The 11,721-nt window shown below is 69.8% G+C and carries 12 protein-coding genes; 3 read left to right on the plus strand and 9 right to left on the minus strand.

Going from position 1 to position 11,721, the window contains the following annotated elements; all coding sequences use genetic code 11:
* The first annotated feature begins 81 nt into the window (after positions 1–81).
* A complete protein-coding gene (locus tag ILT43_RS17670; protein ID WP_204200308.1) occupies positions 82–1,386 on the plus strand; it encodes a sugar porter family MFS transporter in 1,305 nt (434 codons plus the stop codon).
* Between the two features lie 92 nt (positions 1,387–1,478).
* Here the strand turns inward: ILT43_RS17670 and ILT43_RS17675 are convergent, their stop codons facing one another.
* From ILT43_RS17675 to ILT43_RS17710, 8 genes are all read right to left on the minus strand, one after another.
* A complete protein-coding gene (locus tag ILT43_RS17675) occupies positions 1,479–2,231 on the minus strand; it encodes an NTP transferase domain-containing protein (protein WP_204200309.1) in 753 nt (250 codons plus the stop codon).
* Positions 2,228–3,115: a hypothetical protein gene (locus ILT43_RS17680; RefSeq protein ID WP_204200310.1), complete on the minus strand. Its 888-nt coding sequence runs from the start codon at positions 3,113–3,115 to the stop codon at positions 2,228–2,230. Before ILT43_RS17680 ends, ILT43_RS17675 begins: the two co-directional genes overlap by 4 nt.
* Positions 3,112–4,122, minus strand: a complete 1,011-nt coding sequence (locus ILT43_RS17685; RefSeq protein WP_204200311.1) for a diacylglycerol/lipid kinase family protein — start codon at positions 4,120–4,122, stop codon at positions 3,112–3,114. The genes ILT43_RS17680 and ILT43_RS17685 overlap by 4 nt, the downstream gene beginning before the upstream one ends.
* A 141-nt stretch (positions 4,123–4,263) precedes the next feature.
* On the minus strand, positions 4,264–4,734 hold the full coding sequence (locus tag ILT43_RS17690) for a DUF2141 domain-containing protein (RefSeq protein WP_204200312.1): 471 nt from the start codon (positions 4,732–4,734) through the stop codon (positions 4,264–4,266).
* 40 nt (positions 4,735–4,774) lie between these two features.
* Entirely contained in the window at positions 4,775–6,097 is a 1,323-nt protein-coding gene (locus ILT43_RS17695) for a lipopolysaccharide biosynthesis protein (RefSeq protein WP_204200313.1), read from the minus strand.
* 14 nt (positions 6,098–6,111) lie between these two features.
* On the minus strand, positions 6,112–7,296 hold the full coding sequence (locus tag ILT43_RS17700; protein ID WP_204200314.1) for a CDP-alcohol phosphatidyltransferase family protein: 1,185 nt from the start codon (positions 7,294–7,296) through the stop codon (positions 6,112–6,114).
* 11 nt (positions 7,297–7,307) lie between these two features.
* The gene (locus ILT43_RS17705) at positions 7,308–8,468 is read right to left on the minus strand and encodes a CDP-glycerol glycerophosphotransferase family protein (RefSeq protein ID WP_204200315.1); all 1,161 of its coding nucleotides are present in this window, start codon (positions 8,466–8,468) and stop codon (positions 7,308–7,310) included.
* A gap of 225 nt (positions 8,469–8,693) precedes the next feature.
* The gene (locus tag ILT43_RS17710; RefSeq protein ID WP_204200316.1) at positions 8,694–9,410 is read right to left on the minus strand and encodes a phosphocholine cytidylyltransferase family protein; all 717 of its coding nucleotides are present in this window, start codon (positions 9,408–9,410) and stop codon (positions 8,694–8,696) included.
* Positions 9,411–9,515: 105 nt separating this feature from the next.
* Between ILT43_RS17710 and ILT43_RS17715 the strand changes: the two genes are divergently transcribed.
* The gene (locus ILT43_RS17715) at positions 9,516–10,055 is read left to right on the plus strand and encodes a glycoside hydrolase family 108 protein (protein WP_204200317.1); all 540 of its coding nucleotides are present in this window, start codon (positions 9,516–9,518) and stop codon (positions 10,053–10,055) included.
* A gap of 46 nt (positions 10,056–10,101) precedes the next feature.
* Entirely contained in the window at positions 10,102–10,515 is a 414-nt protein-coding gene (locus ILT43_RS17720; RefSeq protein ID WP_204200318.1) for a holin family protein, read from the plus strand.
* A 23-nt stretch (positions 10,516–10,538) separates the two neighbouring features.
* Here the strand turns inward: ILT43_RS17720 and ILT43_RS17725 are convergent, their stop codons facing one another.
* Complete coding sequence (locus tag ILT43_RS17725; RefSeq protein ID WP_204200319.1) at positions 10,539–11,714, minus strand: aspartyl protease family protein; 1,176 nt, start codon at positions 11,712–11,714, stop codon at positions 10,539–10,541.
* Positions 11,715–11,721: the final 7 nt, after the last annotated feature.

Here is an 11,721-nt window from a genome sequence, read left to right on the forward strand (position 1 = left end):
CAGTGGGTTGCCTCACATGGCTTGACCCGCCCGCAGCGTCGGGCGCACCACGGGCCCCCACGCGAGCGAAGGAGTAGCCGTTTGAACGCAACGCTGATCCGGGGTGTGACGGTCGGCGCGCTCGCCGGCCTGTTGTTTGGGTTCGACACGGCCGTGATCGCGGGAACCACATCGGGTGTGCGCGATGCCTTCGCGCTGGATGCGGGCGGCGTCGGCATTACCGTGTCCAGCGCCCTGTGGGGCACGTTGATCGGTGCACTGACCGCTGGCATTCCCGGCGACCGTTACGGCGCGCGCACGTCGCTGCAAGCCATCGCGCTGCTGTATATCCTGTCGGGCGTCGGTTGCCTGCTGGCGTGGGACTGGGGAGCGTTGCTGTTGTTCCGCGTCATGGCGGGGCTGGCGGTCGGCGCATCGTCGGTGCTCGCGCCCGTCTACATCGCGGAGATCGCACCGGCGGAGAAGCGCGGCGCGATGGTCGGCGCGTTCCAGTTGAACGTCGTGTTCGGCATCCTCGTCGCCTATCTGTCGAACTTCTTCGTTTCGAGCCTCGATCTGGGGACGTGGGACTGGCGCGTGAAGTTCGGCGTCACCGCGGTGCCGGCGGTGATCCTGCTCGCCCTGTTGTTCACGATCCCGCACAGCCCACGGTGGCTGACGGCGAAGCACCGGGCGCGGGAAGCGGCGGCGGTGCTCGCCAGCCTGGGCGATCCCGATCCTGACCGCAGCGTCGCCGCCTATCAGCGTGCCGATGATCACGCGTCGAGCGCGAAGCTCAGCTGGTCACGGCATCGCAAGCCGATGCTGCTCGCCTTCGCCGTCGCGGCGTTCAACCAGCTGACGGGCATCAATGCGATCCTCTATTACCTGAACGACATCTTCGCGGCGGCGGGGTTCAGTGGCACGTCCGCCGACCTTCAGGCGATCGCGATCGGTGCCGCCAATTTCATCTTCACCGGATTGGCGCTGACCGTCATCGACCGGCTGGGGCGGCGGACGCTGCTGATGATCGGGTCGGTCGGGCTGGCCGCCACACTGGCGGGAACGGCGGCGATCTTCCTCAGCGGGCAGGGAGAGCAGTATCTGCTGTGGCTGCTGCTCGCCTATATCGCCTTCTTCGCGTTCAGTTCGGGCGCGGTGATCTGGGTCTACATCTCGGAAATCTTCCCGACCGACGTCCGGGCGCGCGGCCAGTCGCTGGGGTCGTCGACGCACTGGGCGTTCGACGCGGTGATCGCCGGCGGCTTTCCGTTGGTCGCCGCCTATTCGCGCGGTGCGCCGTTCGTGGTGTTCGCGCTGGCGATGGTCGCGCAGCTGGTGATCGTGTTCCTGTTCTTCCCGGAGACGAAACAGCGATCGCTGGAGCAACTGGGGGAGGGGCTTTAGTCGCCCTCACCCTCCCGTCGCTGCACTCTTCCTTCCTTCTCCCTCAAGGAGAGGGAAGGGCCAACCGGCGTAGCTGGTGCGAAGGGTGAGGGTCACCGGCTTGCAACAATCCCCCGCACCAGCTCCAGATCAGCGACCTTGTCGACATCCACCGCCGCCAGCCCGAATGGGCTCGCCACCACCGTCGCCTTCAGGTCAGCGCGTACGCCGAGCGCCGCCACCGCATCGGCCAGCGTCAGCCGCCCCGCGACGTAGCGCAGCAACAGCCCCACTCCCAATCGCCGCACGATCCGCCACGGCCGCTTGCGATCCGCCTCCACCTGCTTCCACAGGTCCAGCGCGCGGGCCGCACCGGGCGTCGCCAGCAGGAACAGGTTGCAGCCGGACCACGCCCCGTCCGCGAAGCGCAAGTACGTCCGCCGCGTGCCCGGTGCCGCCGCCTCGACCTCGGCGCGCTCCGCCATCAGCGCGGCGACGTCGATACCGGCAGGCACGTCCGCGAGGAAACGCTCGACCCATGCTCCTTCCAGCAGCGCGTGGTCCGCCGTCGTGACCAGCAACGGCGCGCCGAGCGTCTCCAGCGCCACCGCAACGCTACCACTCGGTCCGGCGGCGGGGGGCAGCGCCTGCAAGCCGAGTCGGGCCGCTTCCGCCAGCACCGCGGGGTCGGACGCCGACACCGCAATCCGCTCCAGCCCCGCCGCTCGCAACGCCGCCGCCACCCGCGCCAGCAGCGTGTCGCCCTGAAGCACGATCAGCGCCTTGTGCGCGACGCCCGCCGCCGCGGCGAGCGGATCGGGCGCACCCGGCCGCGACCCGGCGAGGATGACGGCGGCGGGCGTCATCGCCGCGCTCGCCAGACGCGGTAGAACACGCCGGGCGCGGCCAGGATCGGGTGGCGTTCGCGCCACGGCGTCATCCCCACCGCGATGCCGGTATGCCGCTCGATCTTCCATGCGCCGTATTTCGCCGCGCCGTCGAAGGTGAAGGCCGCGCGTACCAGCCGCACGACGTTCAGCGGCTTGCCCAGCCGCCGCCGCCGCGCCCATTTCGCGCGCCACCGTGCCGCTTCGCTTGCGGGCATGCGCGCGATCAGGCTCGATCCGTCGCGCACGAACGGCACGCCGCCCGCCTCCCACGCCAGCGGCAGCAGCGTGTCATAGCGATCGCCGCCATGCGTCAGGATCTGCTCTTCACGCCCGCGCGCCTCGACACGCAGTTCGGCGGCATAGGTCTGGCGGAACAGCGCACGCCAGTAATCCGCCGAATTACCCTCTGGCGGACCCAGCGCAGCGGCGAACCGCGCCGCCGTCACCGCCGCCGCGGCGATCGCGTCGACAACCGCGGACGCTGCCGCGTCGGACCGCGCCTGCGCCAGTGCGGCGGGCTGCACGAAGCGGGTCCAGATCGTCGTGTCGATCGACCGCCCCTCGGCGGCGGTCGTGAAGGTGGCGAGCGTCATCGTCGCGATCTTCGCGCGCAGCGTCGCTGGCCCGACCGCGAACTCGCGGTAGCCGACCCGCGGCCAGATACCCCTCTCCCGTGCGCCTGCGGTCAGCACGTAGAAGTCGAGGACGCCATCCAGCGAGCCGGTGCGCAGGTTGGAGCCGTAGAACAGCACCGCCTCTGCGCCGGCATCCTTGGCCAGCAGCTCAGCCACATGGCGCACCGCCGCCGGCACGGGCGCGGCGAGCGTATCGGCGACGTACGCCCGCAGTGCGTCGGTCACGGGACGACGAAGGAGAGGCGCGGGCCCTGTCGAACCTCCAGCGCCCCGCCCGGAAAATGCTCGCCGTCGAGGATGAAGTTGGCATCCATGTCGAGCCGGAAGCCGGTCATGTCGCGGCGGTGATAGCCCAGCTTCGCCAGCCACCCGCTCGCACGGCCCGCCAGGATCGCCGGCACCGCCGCCGCCATCAGCCGCAGCGGCGCGTCGACGTCGAGCAGCTTCAGCCCCTCGCGCGTCGGGCCGAACGGCTTCAGCCCCAGCGGCATGCGCTGCATCGTCGAGGCGAGCAGCAGGTAGCGCGGGTGCGCCTCGACGGTGCCGGCGGGCGTCGTCAGCGTCATCGGCGTGCCGGAGCGCCATGCGCCCGAATCGCTGCCGAACATCGTCTGCACGACAGTCCAGCCCAGCGCGAGGCCGACAGCGACGCCGTTGAACGCACCGACCCGGTGCGTGCGCTGCGCCAGTTCGGTCGCGCTGACGAAGCCGCCCGCGCCCATCAGGAACCCGCGCAGCGCCGGCGTGCCGGGTGCGTCGGTGCGTGCGATCTCCAGCGGCCGGCGCGTCACCGTGCGGCCGACGCGCGCCGCGACCAGCGCGTCGTCCAGCGTCCAGTCGGCAGGCAGCCCAAGGTCGATCGCCAATGCGTTGGTCTTGCCTGACGGGATGACGACGATCGTCGGCCAGCGCCGGCCCCAGGCGTTGCCCGCGCCGCTCAGCACGTCACGCACGGTGCCGTCGCCGCCGTCGATCACCAGCAGGTCGATCCCCGCCTTGGCGAAATCGGAGAGCGTGTCGGCCAGCGCTTCACGGGTGGACGGCGCGGCGACCATCACCCGACCGGCACCGGGTACGCCCGCGGCATAGGCCGCACCGCGATTGCGATGGCTCTTGGGGTTGCAGACGATGCCGACGCGGAGATTGCCCGCCGCGGACGCGCTCGGCGCTGCCTTCACCGTGGGGGTAAAGTGCGGTTCGACCCCGGCAAAGGCAAGAACGGTGGCAGACATCGGCGTTGGGCTTCCGGACAGGCTAGGACATTATGCCTGACTACACATTTGTGACCAATTCAGGGCGGGAATGTTTCGCCAGCGCATCGGTTCCGATTTTCGGGGCAGGCAATCGAATGCAGGTTCAACGGCTTGCCGCATTCAACGGCGATAGCGCATCGCCATGCTCAGTGTTCGGCCCCCGGCGGGCAAGGTGAACCGCGCCGCGTCGAGCGCCGGCAACCCGATCGAGGTCGGCGCGTCGTTGGAGAAGCCGAAGCCTTCCTTTGGCGCCCACAGCGTCCGGTTGAAGTTCCGGTCGCCATTCTCGTCGTGATATTGCGCGACCGCGTATCGGCCGGCCGGCAGCCAGAAACAGGCGCTCGTCACCGGCGCGCGGGCGGGGACGCGGACACGGGCGAGCTTGCCGCCCTTGGCCAGGAACCGCTTCTTGTCATCGGCATAGACGGTGAACGCGACCTCGCCGCTACCGTTGCGCAGGCCGGTCGCCTGCACCGTCAGCTTCACCGCATTGCCGCCCGGCGTACCGGTGCAGCTCTCCGCCGCGACGGCGGAGGGGGCGAGCGCCAGTGTGCCCGCAAGCATCGTTTTTACCAGATTATTCGCCATCATGCGGTGGCAGATGGGGAGCAACCACGGCTTTATGAAGGCGCTACGAAGGCCGCCTTGCCCCATGTTTCGCAAGCCGTACAGCCACGATCGCCATCATCACCGCGACCCCCGCAGACCCGACCGCGACGCCGATCGCGACGCCGGTCGGTCCGAAGAACGGCATCAACGCGAACGCCGCCGCCAGCATCAGGCCGGCCCCCAGCGCCCGGATCGCGAAGACGGTGCCGGCGCGTTGCAGCGCGGTCATGACCGTGTCGACGCCGACCGTGGCGAAGTCGAGGCACCCCGCCACCGCCAGCCACAACAGGATCGGCCACGCGCCCGTGAAGTCGCGTCCACCAACCAGATTCAGCACCGGCCGACCCGCCACCGCGACCAGCGCCATGATGACGACCGCCGCCGCGCCGCTCGCGAGGAACAATCGCCTCAGCAACCGGCCGAGTTCGCCCGGTTTGGCGTCGCGCACCGTCTTCACGACCTCCGGAAAGGCGGCGCGGCTGATGAGTTGCGACAGCTTCGCCAGCGCCTGCGCGATCTGGCTGGCGAGACGGAACGCGCCCGCCGCCGCCGGCCCGGCCGCGGCCCCGACGACGAGCAGCGGGATCTGCTTGCTCGACAGGCCCAGCGTCGAACTGGCGTTGGTCGACAGTGCGAAGCGGACGATGCCGGGATGCTCGGCCAGCAGCCGCTTCATGCCGCGCCCGCGCCGCATCAAGGCGATCTCGCCGCGTTGCGCGACCATGATCCAATAGGTCGCCGCGGTCAGGATCTCCGCCAGACCCCAGGCGAACAGGAATCCCTGCACGGTCGGGTGTACCGCCCAGACCAGCACGGTGCCGACGAACCGCGCGACGGGCGTCACGCTGTCCGCCGCCGCCGACAGCGCGAACCGGTCGCGCAGGCGCAGGATACCAAGCGGGGTGGAGCGGATCGTGACGAGCTGCACGATGGCGAAGATCAGCGTCGCGCGCTGCAATGTCGGGCCGATCCCCAGCGCCTCGCCGAAGAACTCCAGGATCAGCCACGCCAGCACCGCGCCGATCGCGGCGCTGCCCGCATCGACCAGCGCCGACCCGCGGAACACGCGGCCCAGCGCCTCGTCGTCGCCGCGCGCCAGTGCGGGCGTGCCGTACTGGACGATCACCTGCCAGCTCTGGAACGCCACCAAGGTGGCGAGTGTCTGCGCCGCGCCGATGATGAGCGCGAACCGCCCGAATCCGTAGACCCCCAGCGACCGCGTCGCGATGCCCAGGTAGAACAGCGACAGCACCGCCAGCACGCCGCGACTGGCGAGCAGCCAGCCGAGGTTGCGCCATACCGCGCCCATCGCACCGCTGAAGCGGCCTTCCGGTTCCTCCACCATGTCGGCCGCCGTGCTCAATCGGCCAGCCAGCTGACGATCGGAACCCCGCGCGCCTTCATCGCCATCGCCTGCAACAGACGGACGAGATGGACGACCAGCGAGATCGCGGTCCATGCCGCGACGCCGATGATCCCCCAGTCGGGTCGCAGGATCAGCAGGCTGGCGAAGAGGATCACCATGTTCGGATTGCGCCGCGCGGTGACGAGCCGGAACTTGCTGTCGAACCGCTGCCAGACATGGATGTGCATCCTGAAGCGGACGATGAACGCCCCCTCGATCAACCGCTGCGCGACGTAGCCGAACAGCATCGTGCCGATAACGATCCAGAACGTCCCGTCGGTCAGCGGCCGCCCGTACGGCGCGCACCCAGCCGCCCATGCCCACCACCAGAAGGGCGGATGGACCAGATCGACGCCGTGGTCCCACGCATTGCCCAGCTTCGACGAGGTGATCGTGCACCGCGCCAGCTTGCCGTCGACCGTGTCCAGCACCATGAACACGAGGCCGATCGCCAGCCCCGACCAGAACCACCCGTACCAGAACGCGACCGTCGCGACGATGCACAGCACGCTGCCGATCGCGGTCACGCCGTTGGGCGAAATACCGATCCGGGCGCACAACCGCGTGATGTGGAACGCCCAGACCGGCCACAGGTACAGCGTCAGCAGGTCGGTGACGCCCTTGTACGCGCCCTGATAACTGGCGCGCTCGATTACCGGGACGGTCTCTGGCGTGAGCGGAAGCGCGAACGGCTTCTCCCGCTTGCGCAGGACGTCGTCGTAGATGCCGGCGGGATCGCTGGCGTCGATGATCGTCAGCGAGGGGAGGGGGGTGGCTGAACTTTCCAGGGGCGTAGACGTGGAGGCGCCCGAACCCCCGTTCGTACTGAGCGCAGTCGAAGCATCGCTGCTTGCATCCAGCATCCCCGCCGCCACCGCATCCGCTCGGCCGGCATCGACATGCGCCAGCACCGGCACGCCCGCCAGCATCAACACGCTGCCCGGCCGCGCGGCGACGTAGCGGCTCCACGCCGGATCGAACGCGTAATCGTCGTTCGCCAGCATCACGCCAGCATCGCCGCCGCCGTCCAGCTCCTGCGCCTTGGCGATCCGCCGCGTCCGTTCGGCATTGGTCATGCCCCAGATACGGGTCGGATTGTTGCCGACGGATGTCAGGCGGGGCTTGGTCACGGCAGTCATCGCCAGCGTTCCTAGCGGTTTCCGCTCCGGCTGCCACTATCTTGGCGCATTAGCCCGGCGACCACCATCGCCGCCCGGTCGCTGGCATGCCCGTCGTCGACGCCCATCATCCGCTCGACATAGGCGCGCTGCACGGGTTCATAGTGCGACAGCTTGCCCGGCGCGGCGTCCAGTGCGGCCGGCAGCGCGGCGATGTCGTCGATCACGTCGCCCATCGACCAGTGGCTGAAGCGGGGGTCGTCCGTCCAGGGGTGTCGGTCGGGGTTGAGAAACACGATCGGCCGCGGCTTCACGGCGGCGAACTCCACCACCTGACTGCTGCCGTCGCCCAGATACAGGTCGGCATGGCCGGTATAGCTCTGGTCGATCAGCCGGTAGGATGTCGCATCGACGACGATGTTCGGCCGGCCGCGATAGGGCGCGACGCGGCGCTCGAACTCGGGATCGAATTTCGGCAGGCGCACGTGCGGCGCGACGATGAGGTTGTAGCGGTCCTGCGCGGCGATCCACGCCATCACCGCCTCGCCCATCCCCCACCAGCTCGACTTGTCCCGCTTCCAGTGCGGTACGTAGACGACGACCGGGCGATCGTCCGGGAAGCGCGGCATCGCGGCGGCGGTGACGAGGTCGCGGACATAATCCGGCTTGATATAGCCGACGACGTGGATCGGCGCGTTGTCATGCCCCGATGCCCGCACGCGCGCGGCCATGCCCTCGCTCGGCATCAGGATCGCATCCGCCTCGCGGTTGCGCGGATCGGCGAAGTTGGCGTGCGGGGCCGCGCCATGTTCGTTGTAGACGAAGCGCGTCGGGCCTCCGATCCCCAGCCGTCGCGCGACCCGCGGCAGCCACAGGCTGGTCCGCTCCGCTACCACCACCACGTCGTGCGTCAGGAAGCGGCGTGCGTTCAGCGCCAGCACCAGCGGCTTGGAGGGCAGGGGCGGCGTCTCCCGCGATCCCGGTGCGGCTTCACGGAAGCCGCGCACGCGCCGGATCGCGACATCGATCCCCAGCGTCGCGACCGCCTCGCGCAGGATCTCCTCATGCACCGATGTCGCGACGTGCAGCGTCACGGCGGGCGCCTCCTCCCGCCGCGCCAGCGCCGCCGCGATCGGCAGCAGATGCGGGATCAGGTGCAGCTCGCCGAGGAACAGGAAGCCGACACTGGTCATGCGGGCAGTCCTTGGCAAACGCGCTGAGAGGTTGCTTCGTTGATCCGACGTTCGGCCCCGCCGTCTCTACAGACCCCACCCCGGCGAAGGCCGGGGCCCCGTTGCCGCGCACAGAGTTGGTGGCCGCTGTCCACGCCAACTGAAACCTTTGCGACTGGACCCCGGCCTTCGCCGGGGTGGCACAATGGTCGGACTTGAAGCCCGGCTCCATCGCTCACCCCCGACTCACCCACCGCCATGCTCCCGCCGCCAGCGGTCGATGTCCTCCGGCCGGTCGATCTCCTGCCAGTGGCCGTCCGCGGGAATCGTCACCGCCGCCACCGCATCCGCCTTCGCCAGCCGGTCGACGATCGCGTGATGATAGGCGTGGATACCCTCGTCCTCGCCGATCACCAGCCGCAGCGCGCGGGCATAGGCGTCGCCGCCACGCGAGAGTACGATCCCGAGCGATCGGTGCGTCGCCCCCTCCAGCGTCTTGCCCACCGCCAGCACGCGGCCGCGTTCCACCGCGACCAGCATGTCGTCCAGCTCCGCCGCGCCCAGCGCCTCCACCATCAACGTCACGCCGGACGGGGCCGCCTCGACCGCACTGCGCATGACGTCCGCGTCGAATACCGTATCGCCGTTCATCAGCGCGAACGGTCCGGCCAGATGCGCGCGTGCTGCCCAGACGCTGCCGATGCTGCTCGCCGCCGACCAAAAGGGATTGAAGACCAGTTCGGTCGCGATTTCCCGCGCGGACCGCGCCGCCAGATGCTCCGCGATCTGGCCGATGCGATAGCCGCCGACGATCACCGCCGTCTCGATCCCCGCCGCCGCGATCGCATCGAGCTGGTGGTCTAGGATCGCGCGACCGCCCACCGGCACCAGGCATTTCGGCGTCGTCAGCGTCAGCGGCAACAGGCGCGAGCCGTGGCCCGCCGCGATGATGATGGCCCTCATCGCTGCACTTCTAGCCAAAGCCGCGGGCCGAAAAAAGGCGCTGCTGTCCTACACGCGGCGACTCGTATAAATGGAGCGCCCTTTCCAGCAACAGGTGGGCACCTCATGAACATCGACGATCTGATCAAGGCCGTGATCGCCCGCGAAGGCGGCTTCGGCGACCATCCGGCCGACCGCGGCGGCGCGACACGCTGGGGCATCACCGAGGCGGTGGCGCGCGCCGACGGCTGGAGCGGGCCGATGCGCGACCTGCCGCGCGACAGGGCGGTCGCGATCTACCGCCGGCTGTACTGGTCGCGCCCGCGGCTCGATGTGGTCGCCGCGCTCGCGCCGAAGCTGGCGACGGAGCTGTTCGATACGGCGGTGAACATGGGGCCTGCGGTCGCGATCGGCTTCCTCCAGCGGGCGCTCACCGCGCTCAATCGCGGCGGCGGCGATTACGCCGACATCGCGGTCGACGGGCGGGTCGGGCCGGATACGCTGGCAGCGCTCGACGCGTTCCTGCGCCGGCGCGGTCGATCGGGGGAGGGCGTGCTGGTCCGCGCGGTCGAGGCGTTGCAGGGCGAACGCTATCTGACGCTCGCCGAGGGACGGCCGGCGAACGAGGCGTTCCTCTACGGCTGGCTCGCGAACCGCGTCGGCTGACGCGCGTCGTTGGACTAACCTTAGCCTAACCTTAGAAAGGATCGACATGGCCATCGTGGATGCCATCATCGGCCCCGTCGCGGGGCTTCTCGACAAACTGATACCCGATCCCAAGGCGCGCGACGCGGCCAAGCTGGAACTGCTCCGCCTTGAGAATACGCAGGATATCGAACGTCTTCGCCAGCAGATAGCGGCGGTGATCGCGGAGGCGCAGTCGCCCGATCCGTGGACGTCCCGGGCGCGGCCGATGTTCCTGTACGTGATGTACGCGCTGCTGCTCTGGGCGATCCCGATGGGCGTGATCGCGGCGATCGCCCCGGCGATGGCGACCAACATCGCGGCGGGCATGAACGCCTATCTGGCCGGTATTCCGGAGCCGCTCTACGCGCTCTTCGGCACCGGCTATCTCGGCTATACGGTGGCGCGCAGCTGGGGCAAGGCGAAGGGCGTAGAGCGGTAGGGGGTGACGCCTGACGCTATGGCTCAGTAGAAGCGCCGCAGCGTCAGGCGTCGCTCTTCGCCCCCGCACAGCTTCAGCCGCACGACGGTTCCGGGCGCGCCGATCGACCACGCCGCCATCCGGTTTTCCGCGTAGTCCGCCGGCACCGGCACGCCGTCGATCGCGCAGATCGTCTCGCCCGCGCGCCAGCCGGCTGCCGCCGCCGGCCCGCCGCGCATGACGTGCAGCACGTTCAGCCGGTCTTTCGCGACGCCGAGCAGGATACCGCTGGTGGAACGCAGCGGCGGCTTCGGATCGTCCAGCCTCAGCACCATACGTCCCGCGCCCGGATCGAGCAGGACGCGGTAATGCTGGAGGAAGCTGGACCCGATGCGCCCCGCGACGCCGATCGCCTGACTGAACCCGCCAGCCGGCTCAACGCGCAGCTCGACCTCGCCCGTCGTCAATGTGCCCAGCTTCAGGGAAGGAACGATCGCGAGGTCGGTGACCAGTGGCCCCGCCAGTCCGAAGCCGATCGCGCTGGTCGACGTCACACCCGGCAGCGCGGCGGCGCGCCATTCCGGTGCGGCGATCGTCACCGACGCGCCGTCGCCGGTATCGACGACCACCGGAGCCAGCCGCCGTGTGCCCATCGTCATGCTCGTCTCGTAGACACGCCGCTCGCGAGAGATCGTCAGCGGCGCGGTGGCACCTGCGAAGGGAAGGCGACCCGATGGCAGCACCCGAAAGCGCCGGTTGGCGAAGTCGATGTCGAGCGCGCCCTTCGCCAGCAGGTCGCGCCCGACCAGCAGGTCCACGGCCTCGGTCCGCCCTGTCGCGGCGGCGGGCAGGGCGGCGACCGCGACCGACCCGCCGCGCCGCTCGACCCCGCCGAAACTGACGCGGCCGGTCGTCATCCAGCCGATCGGCACCGCCCCGCCGATCGCCGCCGCGGTCCCGCCGGCCTTGACCTTGGCCGGGACCAGGGCGGCGGAGGTGCGCGCCAGCAGGGTGACGCTGACGCCGGTGTCGAGGATCGCGCTGACCTTTCGTCCGTCGAGCGTCGCGTCGAACAGGATCTGGTTGCCCGGCGTCAGCGTGAACGGCACCCACCGCGCCTCCGCATCCGCCGCGATCGTGACATTGCCCGCCGGCGGCTCGGCCGGAACGGGGGAGGCGAGAAGAAGGAACAGGGCCAGCACGCGGGTGGCTTTAGCCACTAATCGT

This window comes from Sphingomonas longa, from assembly GCF_016892685.1.
In the GTDB taxonomy this organism is placed as follows: Bacteria; Pseudomonadota; Alphaproteobacteria; order Sphingomonadales; family Sphingomonadaceae; genus Sphingomonas; species Sphingomonas longa.